At 44.0% G+C, this 17,930-nt stretch carries 16 protein-coding genes; 10 read left to right on the forward strand and 6 right to left on the reverse strand.

The window, feature by feature from the left end; translation table 11 throughout:
* Positions 1–610 precede the first annotated feature (610 nt).
* The 3 genes from gpmM to AB4585_RS05880 all read left to right on the forward strand — a co-directional run bounded on the left by gpmM (position 611) and on the right by AB4585_RS05880 (position 3,253).
* Positions 611–2,143 carry a 2,3-bisphosphoglycerate-independent phosphoglycerate mutase gene (gene gpmM / locus AB4585_RS05870; RefSeq protein WP_017067156.1) on the forward strand — a complete coding sequence of 511 codons (1,533 nt, stop codon included), beginning with the start codon at positions 611–613 and terminating at the stop codon, positions 2,141–2,143.
* 350 nt (positions 2,144–2,493) lie between these two features.
* On the forward strand, positions 2,494–2,940 hold the full coding sequence (locus AB4585_RS05875; protein WP_017093683.1) for an HI0074 family nucleotidyltransferase substrate-binding subunit: 447 nt from the start codon (positions 2,494–2,496) through the stop codon (positions 2,938–2,940).
* A complete protein-coding gene (locus tag AB4585_RS05880) occupies positions 2,930–3,253 on the forward strand; it encodes a nucleotidyltransferase family protein (protein ID WP_372103415.1) in 324 nt (107 codons plus the stop codon). The genes AB4585_RS05875 and AB4585_RS05880 overlap by 11 nt, the downstream gene beginning before the upstream one ends.
* A 15-nt stretch (positions 3,254–3,268) precedes the next feature.
* On the opposite strand, the gene AB4585_RS05885 is transcribed toward AB4585_RS05880, so the two are convergent.
* Positions 3,269–3,457: a hypothetical protein gene (locus tag AB4585_RS05885; protein ID WP_017071100.1), complete on the reverse strand. Its 189-nt coding sequence runs from the start codon at positions 3,455–3,457 to the stop codon at positions 3,269–3,271.
* Positions 3,458–3,565: 108 nt separating this feature from the next.
* A complete protein-coding gene (locus AB4585_RS05890) occupies positions 3,566–4,051 on the reverse strand; it encodes a methylated-DNA--[protein]-cysteine S-methyltransferase (protein ID WP_372154906.1) in 486 nt (161 codons plus the stop codon).
* Between the two features lie 155 nt (positions 4,052–4,206).
* Between AB4585_RS05890 and AB4585_RS05895 the strand changes: the two genes are divergently transcribed.
* Positions 4,207–4,485 (forward strand): type II toxin-antitoxin system RelE/ParE family toxin, encoded by a 279-nt coding sequence (locus tag AB4585_RS05895; protein WP_017067997.1) that lies wholly within the window; start codon positions 4,207–4,209, stop codon positions 4,483–4,485.
* The gene (locus tag AB4585_RS05900; RefSeq protein ID WP_017067998.1) at positions 4,485–4,781 is read left to right on the forward strand and encodes a HigA family addiction module antitoxin; all 297 of its coding nucleotides are present in this window, start codon (positions 4,485–4,487) and stop codon (positions 4,779–4,781) included. The genes AB4585_RS05895 and AB4585_RS05900 overlap by 1 nt, the downstream gene beginning before the upstream one ends.
* A gap of 62 nt (positions 4,782–4,843) precedes the next feature.
* Here AB4585_RS05900 and AB4585_RS05905 read toward each other — a convergent pair whose 3' ends face one another.
* The gene (locus AB4585_RS05905; protein WP_017067999.1) at positions 4,844–6,193 is read right to left on the reverse strand and encodes an MATE family efflux transporter; all 1,350 of its coding nucleotides are present in this window, start codon (positions 6,191–6,193) and stop codon (positions 4,844–4,846) included.
* Between the two features lie 218 nt (positions 6,194–6,411).
* Here AB4585_RS05905 and AB4585_RS05910 point away from each other — a divergent pair, with 218 nt between their 5' ends.
* From AB4585_RS05910 to ltrA, 3 genes are all read left to right on the forward strand, one after another.
* Positions 6,412–6,702, forward strand: a complete 291-nt coding sequence (locus AB4585_RS05910; RefSeq protein ID WP_010433998.1) for a co-chaperone GroES — start codon at positions 6,412–6,414, stop codon at positions 6,700–6,702.
* Positions 6,703–6,908: 206 nt separating this feature from the next.
* Positions 6,909–8,555, forward strand: a complete 1,647-nt coding sequence (groL, locus tag AB4585_RS05915) for a chaperonin GroEL (protein WP_017061290.1) — start codon at positions 6,909–6,911, stop codon at positions 8,553–8,555.
* A 1,132-nt stretch (positions 8,556–9,687) separates the two neighbouring features.
* The gene (gene ltrA / locus AB4585_RS05920) at positions 9,688–11,340 is read left to right on the forward strand and encodes a group II intron reverse transcriptase/maturase (RefSeq protein WP_372169422.1); all 1,653 of its coding nucleotides are present in this window, start codon (positions 9,688–9,690) and stop codon (positions 11,338–11,340) included.
* A 267-nt stretch (positions 11,341–11,607) separates the two neighbouring features.
* Here ltrA and AB4585_RS05925 read toward each other — a convergent pair whose 3' ends face one another.
* Positions 11,608–14,028, reverse strand: a complete 2,421-nt coding sequence (locus AB4585_RS05925) for an ATP-binding protein (protein ID WP_372155489.1) — start codon at positions 14,026–14,028, stop codon at positions 11,608–11,610.
* Between the two features lie 441 nt (positions 14,029–14,469).
* On the opposite strand from AB4585_RS05925, the gene AB4585_RS05930 reads away from it, so the two are divergent.
* Together AB4585_RS05930 and AB4585_RS05935 are read left to right on the forward strand one after the other, a co-directional pair.
* On the forward strand, positions 14,470–15,027 hold the full coding sequence (locus AB4585_RS05930) for a VC2662 family protein (RefSeq protein ID WP_048607780.1): 558 nt from the start codon (positions 14,470–14,472) through the stop codon (positions 15,025–15,027).
* A gap of 192 nt (positions 15,028–15,219) precedes the next feature.
* Complete coding sequence (locus AB4585_RS05935; protein WP_017063163.1) at positions 15,220–16,698, forward strand: diguanylate cyclase; 1,479 nt, start codon at positions 15,220–15,222, stop codon at positions 16,696–16,698.
* Positions 16,699–16,784: 86 nt separating this feature from the next.
* Here the strand turns inward: AB4585_RS05935 and AB4585_RS05940 are convergent, their stop codons facing one another.
* Both AB4585_RS05940 and AB4585_RS05945 read right to left on the reverse strand, forming a co-directional pair.
* Positions 16,785–17,273: an MgtC/SapB family protein gene (locus AB4585_RS05940; RefSeq protein WP_004733333.1), complete on the reverse strand. Its 489-nt coding sequence runs from the start codon at positions 17,271–17,273 to the stop codon at positions 16,785–16,787.
* Positions 17,274–17,378: 105 nt separating this feature from the next.
* Complete coding sequence (locus tag AB4585_RS05945; protein WP_372169423.1) at positions 17,379–17,924, reverse strand: prepilin-type N-terminal cleavage/methylation domain-containing protein; 546 nt, start codon at positions 17,922–17,924, stop codon at positions 17,379–17,381.
* Between the last annotated feature and the right edge of the window lie 6 nt (positions 17,925–17,930).

The following is a 17,930-nucleotide window of genomic DNA, read 5'->3' on the forward strand; positions in this document are numbered from 1 at the left end:
TCTTAAGATCCTGTCTATGTAGGGAGCTTAATCTCAATTTGCGACCTGTTTTACTCAGCTTTCATTCCAAGATCTAGATTAATGACCAAACTTAGTAAATCCTGGGTCACTGACGTTTGGATTGGTGAAGGAGCATGCTAACAATAACAACACAACCATTGCGGATCTAGTTTGACTCATGCGAACTAGCTCATTAACCAAGCGTGCATTGTCACTAGTTCCGATAATGGAGGCCAGCATTCTGGGAATTGGTTATCATCGGGAGCTAGGTGTTAGTTGTCAGAATTTATATGCTTCAAACTAGCATTGGTATAGGGGGCAATATGAAAAATACTCAAGCTTGTGAGATTTCTCCGATTATTAAAGCTTTAAGAAAACAGACTTGACGGAGTAGCCATCATCTAATTCTTAGGCTAACAGGGATTATTTATATAAACTTTAGTTTGGAAACAAAGTATCGGTCACCATCAAATGACGCTTTTTTTCACATTCGATCATCCTACCTGCGCCCTTTCTTGATCTTCCACTACAGTTTTGACTGTAAACTGTAGTAAAATTACGCTAATTTGTTTTTATACCGATTTATTTTGAATTGAACGAGGTCAGTCCTATGTCAGCTAAGAAGCCAATGGCTCTAGTGATCCTTGACGGTTACGGTTACCGTGAAGACAACCAAGACAACGCTATCGCGAACGCTAAAACACCAGTATTAGACGGTCTTATTGCTAACCAACCTAACACGCTAATCTCGGCTTCTGGCTTAGATGTAGGCCTACCTGATGGCCAAATGGGTAACTCAGAAGTGGGTCACACCAACATCGGTGCGGGTCGCGTGGTATACCAAGATCTTACTCGTATTACTAAGTCAATTTCAGATGGTGAGTTCGGCCAAACTGAAACGCTAGTGAACGCTATCGATAAAGCGGTGAAAGCTGAGAAAGCGGTTCACATCATGGGCCTTATGTCTCCAGGTGGCGTTCACTCTCATGAAGATCACATCTACGCAGCTGTTGAAATGGCAGCAGAGCGTGGCGCAGAGAAAATCTACCTACACGCATTCCTAGACGGTCGTGATACACCGCCACGTAGCGCAGAAAACACATTAGCGCGTTTCCAAGAGCTATTCGCTAAACTAGGCAAAGGCCGTGTGGCTTCGCTTATTGGTCGCTACTACGCAATGGACCGTGATAACAACTGGGATCGCGTTCAAGAATCTTACGACCTACTGACCCAAGCAAAAGCTGAGTTCACATTCGACACTGCAGTAGCTGGCCTAGAAGCGGCTTATGCTCGTGATGAAAACGATGAGTTTGTAAAAGCGACTGAAATCAAAGCAGAAGGCGAAGAGTCTGCCGCTATCGTAGATGGCGATGCAGTTATCTTCATGAACTACCGTGCTGACCGTGCTCGTGAAATTACACGTGCATTCGTTCCTGATTTCGATGGTTTTGCTCGTAACGTATTCCCAGCGATCGACTTCGTGATGCTGACTCAATACGCAGCAGACATCCCGCTTCTATGTGCATTCCCACCGGCTTCTCTAGAGAACACTTACGGTGAATGGCTATCGAAGGAAGGTAAAACGCAGCTACGTATCTCTGAAACAGAGAAATACGCGCACGTTACTTTCTTCTTCAATGGTGGTATCGAAGACGAGTTTGAAGGCGAAGAGCGTCAACTTGTTGCTTCTCCAAAAGTAGCAACTTACGACCTACAGCCAGAAATGAGCGCACCAGAGCTAACTGAAAAGCTAGTTGCAGCAATCAAAGGCGGCAAATACGACGCGATCGTTTGTAACTTCCCTAACTGTGACATGGTTGGCCACACTGGCGTTTACGATGCAGCAGTTAAAGCCGTAGAGTCGCTAGACGAATGTCTTGGTAAAGTGGTTGAAGCAATCAAAGAAGCTGACGGCCAACTGCTTATCACCGCAGACCACGGTAACGCAGAAATGATGGTTAACCCAGAAACGGGCGGCATCCACACGGCGCACACTAACCTACCTGTTCCACTTATCTATGTAGGTAGCAAAGACGTTGAGTTCAAAGAGGGCGGCAAGCTGTCTGACTTAGCACCAACGATGCTTTCTCTGTCTGGTATCGCAATTCCGGCTGAGATGTCAGGCGATGTGATCGTTAAATAGTCAGTAGTTAAATAGTTGTTTGGCTCAGCGGCTCACGTTGAGCTTTAACGATTTTGAAAGCCCGCACTTAAAAGTGCGGGCTTTTTTATAGATGTGAGATACGAGTAAGCGAGATGAGAAGAGCTTAAGAACGGATGCGTGATGTGAGATACGGGTAAACGAGTAGCGAAGAGCTTAAGGACAGGTATTGGGTAAGAAAAACATGCAGGGGAGAACATAAGGGCACGACCTTAAACAAAAGACGAAAAGAACGGCCTTGATAAATATCGAAAGAGTGACATTTCTTGAATGATTAGGTAGCTTAAGGCTCATACTATACTTGTCTTTTACCTTATATTTAGGCTGTTTATATGAACTCAAACCCAGACCGTTGGAAGCAACGACTGCAAAACTTAATGAAAGCGCAGCAAAGACTTGAGAGAGCGTGCTCACAAGATAGCTACAATGAGTTAGAGCTCGCTGGGTTAGTACAAACTTTTGAATTTTCTTTTGAGCTGACATGGAAGACCCTTAAAGACTTACTTGAGTTTGAAGGGTTTGATGTGGCTTCGCCGAGGAGCGTTTTTCGTACGGCCTTAGAAGCTAAGCACCTGTCTTCGGAGCAGTGTGAGATTATGCTTGAAGCACTCATAAAACGAAATTTATTGTCCCACACCTATGATGAGGAAAATGTCCTTGAAGCTCAGTCACTGATCTTAGAGTCATTTTCACCAGTGATAGGGCAAGTCACACTCTATTTAAAGCTTAAATGTGATCAAGAGGGTCAATGCGAACAAGAGGTTAAATGTGATCGATAGTTATTTGGTTAAACCAGACTCGGTCGGCCTTAAGCCTCATCAGTATCAGCTGATTGAGGATATTGTTTTGAATCATGCTTTAGTCATTCATGCCTGGGTATTCGGTTCTAGAGCCCTTGGAACTTATAAAGATAACTCCGACATCGATATTGTTATCGAGGGGCATGGGATTTCGTTAAGTGTCGTCGCAGGCTTGCAAGATCGTTTAGAACAGTCGTCGCTTCCATTCAAGGTTGACTTGCTCGTTAAACATAGAATTACATCGAATGAGCTACTTGCCCATATTGACACTTATGGGATTAAACTAAAGTAACCGAACGTATTATTATCAGCGTAACGGTGATGTTGATTCTTGAACCGATTGTTTACGTTTTGCCAGTTTATCTCGAATCTGAGTACCTGAATTGACTCGGCCATGTTTTTTATCATCAATAGAAAACGATAATAGTTTCATTAGCGCTATAGCTCCATCTCTACGCTTTCGATCTTCATAAGATTCAATCGTATCAGTGGACATTACCATCACCTCTTTGTATGAAATTTTAAATATAGACTATATGTTGTCTGGTGATAATGGCGCTTCTTGATGGTGAAACTTTATATTATTGATCTAGCGAGGTAAGGTTTACTTCTTTTTATTTAAGATCGAACGCTCAAAATCTAACAACCACTCTTTGCGATTCATACCGCCGGTGTAGCCGGTTAATGTTCCATTCGCGCCGATGACTCTATGGCAAGGCACAACAATACTAAATGGGTTCTTGCCATTTGCACCACCCACAGCTCTTACTGCTTTTGGGTTATCCATTATTTTCGCTTGTTCACCGTAACTGATGGTTTCGCCATAAGGAATGGTTGTTAAAGCTTGCCAAGCTACTTTTTGAAAGTCAGTGCCTTTTATCGCTCTTAATGGCAAATCGAATTCTATTCGTTGACCTGCGAAGTACTCATCTAACTGTTTCGCTGCCAGTTGGCAAAGGTCATCTGGATTGCTAGTCATTAGCTCTTCGTGATTTACATGGTCAATTTCAATAAGCGACACACCATTGCTCACAATGATCATCTTGCCAATTGGTGCGTCATAAAGCATTTTGTAAGTGGTGTCTTCCATGTCATCTTCCTTCTTTTAGTCTTTTTCTGCTCTCAAGCTCTTCGAATCTCGTATCTGTTTTTGAGGCTCTTCGCATCCCGTTTACCCGAATCTCGCATCTGCTCTTAAGCTGCTTGAAATTTGATTCATGATGCGCAACACGCTACACTCTCTGTATGATTAAAACATTCAAGCATAAAGGTCTCAAAAAGTTTTTTGAGACTGGCAGTAAAGCCGGTATTCAAGCTAAGCATGAGCGTAAGCTTAGGATGCAGTTGGCAGCTATAGATACTGCAACCATTATTGATGATGTTGATCTACCTGGCTTTAAGCTTCACCCATTAAAAGGGGATAGAGATGGTATTTGGTCAATCACAGTAAATGGTAATTGGCGTATTACTTTCGAATTTATTGATGGTAATGCCTATATTTTAAATTATGAGGATTATCACTAATGAGTATGCACAACCCTCCTCACCCAGGTGAGTTTATTTATGACCTATATATGGAACCGTTTGGTTATAGCTGTCGTTTTGTTGCAAAGCAGCTTGATGTATCCCCTTCTACGCTGAATCGTGTTCTTAAAGGCCAAAGTGCAGTTTCTCCTGAAATGGCTTTACGTCTTTCTAAGTCACTGGGTAGAACCCCGGAGAGTTGGTTAACAATGCAGGATCACTATGATCTGTGGCAAGCAAAACAGAACGTTAATCTAGCGAAGGTAAATACGATCAACTTTGCTCTAGCGACATAAATATAACGAAGATGGACTAAGCGCTGCGTAGTCAGCGTTTGTCTTTCAGTTTTTGGTTTGTACTATCCCTCTTCGTATCCCGCATCTGCTTTAGCCCTCACACGAAGTGCAAAGCAATACCCTGAAATACCACCCATGATGTTCCCCAAGGCTAAACCAATAAACAACCCTTCGACACCATCAATTTGGCTGCCTATCCACGCAAAGGGCAAGGTAAACACAAACAAACGCATGAAGCTCCATTGAAAGGCTTTGAGTGGTTGATGCATGGCATTCATTCCACTGATCAGCATCATCACAATACCTTGGAATCCATAGCTAAAGGGGACGACCAACAAGTAATGCCACAAAATGCCTCGTACGGATTCTTCTTGAGAGAACAGGGCAGCTAAGGGGATGCTCAACGGCACCATCATTAAGAAAATCAAACCTTGGAACATCACAGCAAAACGCATACTGAGAAACAATGCCTTAAAGCTGCGTTGAGAGTTGTTTGCGCCAAAGTTCTGCGCCATGAAAGGCGTAAGGGCTGAAGTCAGAGACATCAACACAATGATAAGAATGGATTCAATACGCTGAGCAGCACCATAAGCAGCAACGGCTTCGGTTCCCTGTTTGGCCAACATCATCATTATGATGGCACCCGCTAATGGATTGAGCGCATTGGACAGTGCCGCAGGAGTGCCGATAGTCAGTATTTGATACCAATCGCTAAGGATGTTTTTGATATTCGGTAAAGCCAGAAGCTTTTCTCGTTTAATCAAGATGTACAGCGAGCAACACAAAGCGCCAAACCAACTGAAACCACTTGCAATTGCAGCACCTTGAATCCCTAGTTCAGGGAAGGGGCCGTATCCAAAAATAAGCAAAGGGTCGAGAACGCCGTTGATTAACCCTGCCAGCATCATGATTTTAGCAGGCGTTTTGGTATCGCCACTGGCACGAATAGCGCTGTTGCCTGCCATTGGGATCACTAATAGGGGAATGGTGATATACCAGATCAGCATGTACTCAGAGATCAGAGGCAGTAACTCCGCTTCGGCACCCAATAAAGTAAATAAGGGGTCGAGTGAGATAATGCCAACAGCGGAAGCGCAGCAGACCAGAAGTAGCGCGAGTAATAATCCATGGCAGGTAAAGCGTGCTGCATTTTGTGCGCTGCCTTGGCCAAGCAATCGACCGATACATGTCGATAAGCCAATGCCAATCCCCATGGTGATGCAGTTAATCGCAAAGGTAACTGGAAAGGTAAAACTCACCGCGGCTAAGGCTTGGGTGCCAAGCAATGAGATGAAGAAAGTATCGACGAGGTTAAACATCAAGATCGCCACCATACCGAATATGGTCGGTATGGTCATGGTACGCAATGTACTCTCAATTGGGGCAGTTAATAGCCCGTGCTTATCTTGCATGCAAAACGCCGGTAGAAACCAAAAGCGTAGGATAAACAGATGCGGGATACGAGTAAACGAAAAGCAGGGAAAGATGAGGGGTGAGAATCTGCACTTTAGCTCACAATTTTTTCGTTCCCCCCTTGGGATCTTTCACATCGCCCCCAACATATTGTTTGACCCACGCTAATCGTGGCAACTATCAAAATTTAAATGGAAATTATCAGGAGATAAGACCGATGAATATCCGTCCTCTACATGACCGAGTTATCGTTGAGCGCCAAGAAGTTGAATCTAAATCTGCTGGTGGCATCGTTCTAACTGGTTCTGCCGCAGAAAAATCGACTCGCGGTATCATTCTAGCTGTCGGCAAAGGCCGCATTCTAGAAAACGGTTCAGTGCAACCGTTGGACGTAAAAGTTGGCGATACCGTTATCTTTGCTGAAGGTTACGGCACGAAAACTGAAAAAATCGACGGCAAAGAAGTTCTGATTATGTCTGAAAACGACATCATGGCGATCGTCGAGTAATCTATTTTTCATTTAACTCTCAGTAAAAGTTATCAGAGCCAGTATTGGATGATTCATATCGTCATTCCAGAAATGAGGAACGAATTATCTGGAATCTAAACAGAGTGCGATTTGAGTAGATTCTGAATCACGTTCGTCCCTCACTGTTCAGAATGACGCGATAACGCTGAGACGCCCCGAAACAAAGAATTTGAAAGGAAATTAAGATGGCTGCTAAAGACGTTAAATTTGGTAATGACGCACGTATTAAAATGCTAGAAGGTGTAAACGTTCTGGCTGACGCAGTAAAAGTAACGCTAGGTCCTAAAGGCCGTAACGTTGTTCTAGACAAATCATTTGGCGCACCGACTATCACTAAAGATGGTGTTTCAGTTGCACGTGAAATCGAACTTGAAGACAAGTTCCAAAACATGGGCGCGCAAATGGTTAAAGAAGTGGCTTCGCAAGCGAATGACGCGGCGGGCGACGGTACGACTACAGCAACCGTTCTTGCTCAAGCAATCATCACTGAAGGCTTAAAAGCCGTTGCTGCTGGCATGAATCCAATGGATCTTAAGCGCGGTATCGACAAAGCAGTTATCGCTGCAGTTGAAGAGCTAAAAGGCCTTTCTGTTCCATGCGCAGATACAAAAGCTATCGCGCAAGTAGGTACTATCTCTGCGAACTCTGATTCGACAGTAGGTAACATCATTGCTGAAGCGATGGAAAAAGTAGGTCGTGATGGCGTAATCACGGTTGAAGAAGGTCAGGCTCTACAAGACGAGCTAGACGTAGTTGAAGGTATGCAGTTCGACCGTGGTTACCTATCTCCTTACTTCATCAACAACCAAGAAGCGGGTTCTGTTGATCTAGAAAGCCCATTCATTCTTCTTATCGACAAGAAAGTTTCGAACATCCGTGAACTTCTTCCGACTCTAGAAGCAGTTGCTAAGGCATCTCGTCCACTTCTTATCATCGCTGAAGATGTAGAAGGCGAAGCGCTTGCAACTCTAGTTGTGAACAACATGCGTGGCATCGTTAAAGTGGCTGCTGTTAAAGCGCCTGGTTTCGGTGACCGTCGTAAGTCTATGCTACAAGATATCGCTATCCTAACGGGCGGTACGGTTATCTCTGAAGAGATCGGCCTAGACCTAGAGAAAGTAACGCTAGAAGACCTAGGTCAAGCTAAGCGTGTAACTATCACTAAAGAAAATTCAACCATCATCGATGGCGCGGGCGAAGAAACAATGATCCAAGGTCGCGTTTCTCAAATCCGTCAACAAATCGAAGATGCAACGTCTGACTACGACAAAGAGAAACTTCAAGAGCGCGTAGCTAAGCTAGCTGGCGGTGTTGCAGTAATCAAAGTGGGCGCTGCAACTGAAGTTGAGATGAAAGAGAAGAAAGACCGCGTAGAAGATGCACTTCATGCAACTCGCGCTGCCGTTGAAGAGGGTGTGGTTGCTGGTGGTGGTGTTGCACTTATCCGCGCTGCATCTAAAGTTGCTGGCCTTGAAGGTGACAACGAAGAGCAAAACGTCGGTATCCGTGTTGCACTACGTGCAATGGAAGCGCCTATCCGTCAAATCACGAAGAACGCTGGTGATGAAGAATCAGTGGTTGCTAACAACGTTCGTGCTGGCGAAGGTAACTACGGTTACAACGCGGCGACTGGCGAATACGGCGACATGATTGCAATGGGTATCCTAGATCCAACTAAGGTAACTCGCTCTGCACTTCAGTTCGCAGCGTCAGTTGCTGGTCTTATGATCACAACAGAAGCGATGATCACTGATAAGCCACAAGATTCTGGCCCTGCAATGCCTGATATGGGTGGCATGGGCGGTATGGGTGGCATGGGCGGCATGATGTAGTGCGACAAGGGTCGCATTGACTGTTCCTCAGGATAATGTACTGAGGTGGGCGGAAATATCGTTGGATATAACCGCCCTAGTTATCAACTCCGAGGATGTAATGATAACGCTCTGCCTAGAGTTCCTCTCACCCAACCTCCATACCCGAAAGGGTCTTCGAAACGGAAATATGTCAGAGGCAGCGTGCTGCCTCTTAGTTAACTATGCCGATGTGCATTCAAAGTAATAATCTTTGGCACCAACGCGCAGGAAACTGCCTTTAAAAAGGAAAGACATGGGACCGACATGCCAATGGTTTGGCATGCCCTCATAAACTGCAGCTCTTGGCTTCTTAGCTGAAAGTGAGTACTCCTCACTGACAGAACAAGAAGAGGTGCTTCAACAGTCAATTGACTGAAGCTTGTGTTTGTATTGTCTTACTCTCAACAACAGTTTGAGTGATAAGACCTACTTTGTAGCAAGTAGTAGCCTAGGGATAGTGCGAATCTGGTAACGGATTGGTGCGAAGCTTCCTGACAATGTACTCCCTGAAAAGGTGTGTCGTTTGCGCGAGCAAATAATACAGATATCGGTAATGACGACCGATTGAGAGGCTAGGCTTGGTTATAAGGTTAACGTATGTGAACTACTGATAAACAACGTCAGCCGCGACGAGCGAAATGTCTTTGTTTGTAGCAATCAATCTAGGTTGATTACTGCAAGGCGCTCTGACCAAAAGGTATGTGGACAGGTTATTCCTTTTACATCTGGGATTACGCTACTGTTGTGCCACCGTTGAATAGGTAGAACCTAAGTAACTAATTGTACAAATACAGGAACTTGGTAAGCCCAATTATTCGCCCTCGAGGCAGGTAACCCGTAAGGGGAGCTGTTGGATGAGTGGGTATGGGAGCGATGGATAAAGCGAATGCTTGGCTGTAATCGCCAAGATAGAGGTTCAGACTTTGCCTCAACTCGAAAGAGTGCAGACTTCCATTAGGTCTTTAATCGTAAGAAGGCTTGTAAAGCCGAAGGATGACTAGCGAACTTCGTTCGCTGGTTGATACTTGTCCCCCTAAGGGTGAATGATACTTCACCCTTAGGGGAGATCTATCTTCACTCCACATGGGGGATCCACCATGAGGAAAGCAAGATGAGTAAGGCACAGTGTCTACCTGCATTCTCATACTCGAACGATAGCTGGCAAACCATTAATTGGAAGCTATGCCATCAAAGAGTAAAGAAGCTACAAGTACGGATTGCGAAGGCAACTAAACACGGCGATAACAGGCAAATTAAAAAGCTACAGCGCATGTTAATACGCTCTTTTTCTGCCAAAGCGATAGCGGTAAAACGGGTAACCGAAAACCGTGGAAAGAAAACATCAGGTGTCGACAAAGTACTTTGGAATACACCAACTTTGAAATGGGATGCTATTCAATCTCTAACGAGTAAAGGCTACAAGCCAATGCCGTTAAGGAGGGTTTACATTACTAAATCTAATGGTAAAGAACGTCCGCTAGGAATACCGACCATGCGTGATAGAGCAATGCAGGCACTGCACCTGTTAGCGCTAGAACCTGTATCGGAAACCAAAGCGGACAGACATAGCTATGGATTTCGTCCTCACCGCAATTGTGCTGATGCTATTGAACAATGTTTCGTAAACCTCAGTCGCAAGAGTAGTGCCCAATGGGTATTAGAGGGGGATATTAAAGGGTGTTTTGATTTCATTAGTCACGATTGGTTAATCGCTAATATCCCTATGGATAAAGTGATACTCAAGAAGTGGCTTAAATCCGGATTTATGGAATCTGGAAGTTGGAATCCAACAGAAGCAGGTACACCGCAAGGAGGAATTATTTCTCCTGTACTTGCGAATATGGCTTTAGACGGGCTAGATGCGGTGCTGGAATCTCATTTCGGGAAGAAAAACACCAAAGCTAGTTATAAAACTAAGGTTAACTATGTGCGATATGCTGACGACTTCGTCATCACTGGCATCTCGAAAGAGTTGTTAGAGCAAGAAGTACTGCCAATAGTTGAAGCCTTTATGGCGGATCGTGGGTTAGAACTGTCGAAGGAAAAAACATTAATCACACATATAGAGAATGGGTTTGATTTCCTAGGGCAGAACGTTCGGAAATACAAAGGCAAGATGTTAATCAAGCCTGCGAAAAAGAATGTGAAAGTCTTTTTGAAAAACATAAAAGATTATCTCGATAGTCACAAAACGGCTCCAGCGAGTGCAATCATTGCCAAGTTGAACCCGATGATCAGAGGGTGGTGTAATTACCATCGTTGGATCTGTGCTAGTGAGACATTCAAGTATGTAGATTACCGAATCTGGAAGATGCTTTGGCGTTGGTGTCGACGTATCCATTCTAATCGCCGAAAACGCTGGATTAAAGATAAATACTTTAAGTCAGTAGGGGATAGGAATTGGGTATTCAGTGCACCAAGACCAAAAGAGGAAGATGGCTACTACCGTTTGCTTTACGCATCGAGAGTGAAAATCGACAAGCATGTAAAGATTAAGGCATTAGCGAATTGTTACTTACCAGAAGATGAGCAATATTTTGAAAGTTTGACGATCAGAAGATTGAAGAAATCTTTATCAGGTAACATGAAGCTTTGGAAGATTGCCGAAAGGCAGGGTTTCCAGTGTGCGGTATGCCACCGGCAGTTTGCCTCTGAAGATGAATGGGATGTTCACCATATCATTCGACGAGTCGATGGTGGTTCGGACAATAGCGAAAATCTTATGATGTTGCATATTAATTGTCATAGGCAATTACATGTTTGAGTTGCTGGCATTTACTTAGGTAGGTGCTTATAAAGGCTTGAGCCGTATGCGGGGAAACTCGCACGTACGGTTCTTAGGGGGCGGTGTCGCAGTAATGCGTCGCTGCTACCCTACATCATCCCCCTTTCTCTATAGCAGAGAAAGTCACACATAAGCTTTAGAAAACGGAGACTTCGGTCTCCGTTTTTTTGCTCTTAAGCCTTATTTATTCGCATCCCGTATCTGTATTTCAGCTTCACCATCACCCTTTTTTCCAAAGCTCCTTGGTCAGCCTGCCTTGTGCGTAAACTGTTGTTCATCAATTTTTTGCAGCATCATGTCACGCTTAAATGGTTTTGGAAGATAATCGTTCATTCCACACTCGAAGCAACGTTTAATATCATCATCGAGTACGGATGCCGTTAAAGCGAGGATATGTGTTGCCTGAAGTTGCAGGTTTTCTTCATAGCGCCTGATTCGCTCTGTTGCCTCAAAGCCATCTACATTCGGCATCATGCAGTCCATCAAGATAAGGCCGATGTCTTGATGATGCCCTTTATATAAATCAATCGCTTCTTGTCCATCATTGGCAACCCAATATTCAATCCCTAACTTATCTAAATTGATACATACCACCTTCTGGTTTACGCGGTTATCTTCAACTACGAGGACTTTTTGACGTACAGTCGCTTCTATCGGCTCAGGTTGATGTTGAGGGGGTTGTGGCTGTGACCTTTCAAGCACGGAGTTCAACATGCTACTTAAGCGGGAACCGAGCATAGGAAGAGTCACATAGCCTGAGATAAAATGACACTCACTCATAGGATCACTAAGATTATCTTTCACTATGATGATTTTCACCTCTGGTGCTAAGCGATGCAGTGTTTTGGCTTGGTTAATATCTTCCATCAAAGCGATCTCTGGGAGGTCAGTTGCCGCCAAGTTTGTTTCGATTGATTTTAGTTGTGGTGAGTAACCAAGGCGGAACAAGTCATCGAGTAAAAGTTTCGATGGCGCATCTGAATAATAGACAACGGTTTGTTTACGATTTTTATGTTCAGAATGATCTGATGGCACTACGGCTAATTGGAAATGAAAGCAACTGCCCACGTCTTTCTCTGACTCAACGCTTATCGAGCCTCCCATCATTTCCATCATACGTGACGAAATACTAAGCCCTAATCCGGTCCCCGCAATATTGGAGGTGATGTTGGTATCTTCTTGGCAAAACGCTTTGAAAATGTGCTCTTGTTGGTCTGCTGCGATACCAATACCTGTATCTCGAACAGAAAACTCGACCACACACTCTGTTTCCAATGATGGAAGCCGTTTAGCGGTGAATACGATAGAGCCTTGTTCTGTAAACTTGATCGCATTTGAGGCTAAATTCATCAACACTTGGCGAATTTTATTCCCATCAACATGAATGTACTCTGGGAGCTCGCCATCAATTTCAACTTCCAACTTAATCTGCTTTTGATAAGCTTTAGAAGAAATCAGAGTCACGCTATCAAACAGCAGCTCTCTTAAGTCTGTCGTATGTGGATTAATTTCCAGTTTACCCGATTCAATTTTGGACAGATCGAGAACATCGTTGATCAACATAAGTAAGGTTTGAGAAGAGGTATAGATAGTCCCAAGGCAGTCTTTCTGTTCTGCGGATAGTTTGGTTTCTGCCAGTATTTCTGACATACCAATCACGCCATTAAGCGGTGTCCGTATCTCATGAGACATATTGGCAAGAAAGGCACTTTTTGCACGGTTTGCTTGTCGTGCTTTCTCTTGTGAAACAATCAATTGAGTTTCAAGTTGACTGGCACGCCACACAACATAAAGCAGCACCAGTAACGTCACCCCTCCTAATGCGGCTGTCGATAAGTAGCTGTACAACTTTATCTGCGTCAGGCTCTCTGCGATCTGCTTGGGTGTTTCGGTGAAAAGTAAGTTGAGCTCATCTTCAACATGATAAATACTGCTGGTGAGTTCTCCTTTGAGGCCGCTATCAGAGCTGTACCCGACACTCTTTAACCCTCGCTGCAATCGCCAAAAGTGGCGTTTAAAATTATTAAACGAAGCTAATGCACTGATCGTTCGGGAATTCTGTTCTATTTCATCTTGGATTTTGAACAATGAATCGACAATCTTATCTAATGTTGTCTGATCAAAATCGGTAAAGAACTGATACATGAGATCTTGTGTTTCTAAAGTCAATTCTTCAAGCTGCACATTATTGGATTCATGTACGAAGCGCTCAAGTGTCAACGCTGCATTTTTTAGTTTCTCAATGAGCCCAATTTGGTCCCTCTTGCCATGTATGCTGACTAACTCAAGGGCTAATAATGTAAAGGCGGTGTGGTACTCGTCGAGATACTCGACAACTTTGGCATAATTAAAAGAAATATTGAGGTCGCTTCGTACGATTTTCCCATCGATCTCAGCCAGCTTTTCGATCAGCTGACTTCGCTTTATATTGAGTTGTTCTTGAATCTCTGGTTGCCTTGTGGAAACAAACTGCTGCTCTTGTCGTCTGACAGAGAGCATAACGCTATAAGCTTCAGAAAGACTGAGCTGGAGATTAATCATGTCCTGCTCTTTGTTCTTCAGAGCATGGCTAACATAGATATAGAGGCCTAAAAATAACACGATAGCCAAAAAACCACGCGAAATAATCGCTTTAATGGTCTGTTTATTCGTAGGTTCCTTAATCATGCTATTCCCACTGTTTCATATCGTTCTATTCCTATATTAGAATTTAGTTTATTTTCAGAATTTTACGAACATTAGTTTTTGAATACCTGAGGTCTGTTGAGCTTTTATCAATAAATTTTTTAGGATGACATCGCTTTAGATGCGGCAATAAGTGTGTGGGCTATAAGCTTGTGAAACATGTTGATTTTCTCGCCTAGATTTTTGTTTGGAATAATAAGCGTTAGAGCGGAGGTTTCGGTCTCTGTTTTTTTTGCTTTTCGCATCTCGTTCACTCGAATCCCGCATCTGCTCTTAACCATTGCTCTTTATGATTTAGCGGCTTATATTCAACAGTACAGTTATTACATTGATTTAACATGGGTAGCTGTTGAATAAAGGACAATAAATGCTTGATTAAAAATGGATTAATCAAGTGAACAATAAGTCAGTGGAGACTCCCCAATGAAAAAACTACTTTCAGTACTTGCTGTGTCTGCAGCAGTAATGGCACCGGCGGCATTTGCTTCTTCGCCTGTTATGTTTTCAACGATCAATGGCTTCAACGCACCTGACTCAGACGCTGTTGGCGGTGTGCGCTTGGCTTTACTTCACGGACAAGTGAACGACCTTAAAGGTCTTGATCTTGCTGTTGTTGGTATGTCTGAGACGCAAACGACCACAGGTGTGAACCTTGGTATTTTTGGTGCATCAAAAGTGAACCAAGAAATGACCGGTGCATCTCTAGGTTTCTTCAACTGGAACACGGGTAAAACAACGGGTGTTAACCTTGGTGCTGTGAACATTACTAATGATGTGAAAGGCGCGAACGTGAGTTTCGTCAACTACTCAGAAGGTAACACTATGGTTGATGTTGGCGCTGCGAACCTTTCAGAAGTGTCTACGGTTCAGGTTGGTATCTTCAACAAAACCAACAAAATCGAAGGCGTACAAGTTGGTCTGATCAACTGTGCTGACAACGGTTTCTTCCCGTGCTTCCCGATTGTAAACTTTGCTAAGTAAGGCTTAGTGTTACTATAGTGATTCATAACGCCTAAGTGCATCTGACTTAGGCGTTATTGCAACTCAACATTTTCTTATAGATATCCAAACGCCCCTCCAAAATAGATAAGCATATTGTTTTATATTTTCTATTGCAGTATTTTTACTTATGAGTACAATGTGCGATAAATTCCTAATGATGATTTATATGCTTTGATTAACCACCATACCGTCGATTTTAAAAAGGCTTTCTTAGGCCTGACCGCCAGTTTTTTAGTAGTTTTGAGCTTGTTGCTCGTTGATTCAGCGGAAGAATCAGATAAACAGTATGGAATGGAAAACCAAGGCGTAACACGCTCTTTAGCGGAGCTCACACAGATCATAAATGCGCTTGAGTACAACATCACTGCGCTTTATCCACTGCATGGGGATACCTACGTATTCTCGCATGACAAAAAGATCGAGGGTGAGACGTGTTACTTCACCAGTGAGGAGCAACATGCCCCTCGTTTTGATTTTATGTTCTCTGGCCCTCGCGAGATGTGCAACCCGGAATCGGACCTTTATACCGAAGCGGGTAAGCGCCTGTTCATCGCGCCGACCATGGCTTATTTTGCCAATACCATTGATACCATCTCTGCGATTTATTTCATTTCAAAAGAGAAATTCATTATCTCTTCGCCTTCTGATTTTGCCAGTTACATTAAGGGCGACACCTTTGATTCGGTTGTGAATAGCAGGCCTTATTGGGTGAACACGATTCGCTTTGGCTTAGCTCAAGGGCAAGACCAAGTGGTGTATACCGGCCAATATGATGACTACCTGACAGGTCAGAAAGTGGTGACCTTAACCAAAGGAATCTACGTTAATGGTGAGTTTAAAGGGGTGTTGGGTGTCGATGGCTATGTCTCGAACCTAGTATCGAACCCTACCCATGGCTATAAAGTCACCAGTACTCGAGGCGCAAACAAATACGGGTTTATGGATTTTACGTATTCCAAGCCTCTGTATGTTGATGACATTAACACCCAGCTATATCTGAGTATTGAAGAAGATAAGAGCGAGCACTTTCTGCATGTATTGGAGATGGAGAAGATTCAGCTTTCGATACTGTTGGTTTTGTATCTGCTCTCGGTTTTATGGCTATGGCGCTTCTATACAAGACAAGAGCACCAGCGTTTAAATGAGCTAGCAATGCGCGACCCATTAACGGGCTTGCTGAATCGACGTGGTTTTGAGGCTCGATTACTGGCGCAAGATGAAGAGCCGATTATTGGTGTTGGCGTGTTTGATATCGATGATTTCAAAGTCGTTAATGATCAGCATGGCCATAAAGTGGGGGACGAGGTGATTTGCCATGTTGCTCGGTTGATGCTGAACAGCGTTAGACAGCAAGATATCGTGGCTCGATTTGGTGGCGAAGAGTTTGTTGTCGCGATTACGGGTGAATCGTCTGAGTTGCTTTCATCGATCTTTGAGCGAATTCAAAACGACATTAGCCTACAGAGTTATCGATGCCCTACGGGTGACAAGATTAGTATCTCAGTGTCTGGTGGCGCGACGCTTTACTCTTTGTATAAGTTCGACAGCGTAGGGCACTTGTGGGAAAACCAGAGTATTCGTTCGTCTGATGAGCAGCTCTATAAGGCAAAGGCTGCGGGTAAGAATCAGGTGTGCATTCAGGTGTATTAAGTTCTCCCAAAATAATGCGAAGCCTAGTCGTTTGACTAGGCTTCTTTGTATCATTGGCATTACCACTAAGGCTATCAAGTGCTGCGCTATTTCTTCACGCGACCTTTTCGCATCCACTTTTGGTGAACGCCACGACGTAAGCTTTGGAAGCTGTTTTCCACTTTATCGACACCAAGCAGAATCACTAGCGCCATTAGCGTGATAATGACCGATTGGGAAAGATGCCCTAGTGCGATCATCATACCTAATGCTGCGAGTACCCAGATAATTGCGGCTGAAGTCACGCCATGAATCTTGCCATCCAGTGTCATCATTACACCAGCCCCAAGAAATCCAACACCCGTAATTATCTGACCAAGCACACGAGCTTGATCGAGTGTGTTGGGGGATAGGCTGATCGCCATGGTGAGGAAGAAATAGGTACCACTGATGATCAGAATCGACGTTCGGATTCCGACGGGTTTACCGCGTGTTTGTCGCTCGATTCCGATTAAAGAACCACACAGCATGCATGCAGCGAGGCCTGCCCAGCTAAAGGGGGCAAGGTTGAGAGTTTGTTCTATAAATTGTGACATATCACCCCTCCTAAAAATTTAGAATAGAGCAGAGTATGCTAATAATAGACCGGACGATCGAACAAAAACTTTTTGTCTTAACGATTGATAAAGATTACTTAAAACCTAGCAGCCGCTTGTTGTTAAGGTGAAGGCTGGTGTCGTGGTCTCTGTCGCTTCTTGGTACTCAAGGTAGCAGTTATCAGCCTGTTTTTTTCGGCTAGAAGGCGCATAAAGAATAATGCCATCATTTGCATCTGTGTTGGTAAAGAACCAGTCAGCCCTGCCCGTATCCCAAACCGCATCCAAGAACGTGGATTCGATAAGCATTGACCAAGTTTGATCGTTCATCGCTGCAGGGTAACCGTAAGCGACCAATATATCGTCACCCTCAACGTTAATCGATGCGCTGACAGCCTTATCCAAGCCTAGTGCTGATGTCTTACCATAAAGCATAGCACTTGCACCCTCCATTCCGCCTTTCAGGCCATTTAATGTCGAGATACGCGCATCAGTTTGCAGGTTGAGGAATTTAGAAGCTGCAGTGACCGACACAATACCTAGAATCACGATCACCACGACCAGCTCGATGATGGTGAAACCTCTTGAGCTGAACCTAAGCGCTGGTTGAGATGTGGTTGATGGTGGAGCAACTGAGGTATTGTGTTTCATTGATAC

Origin of the sequence: Vibrio sp. 10N.222.49.C9 (assembly GCF_041474985.1) — a bacterium.
Taxonomy (GTDB): domain Bacteria; phylum Pseudomonadota; class Gammaproteobacteria; order Enterobacterales; family Vibrionaceae; genus Vibrio; species Vibrio crassostreae_C.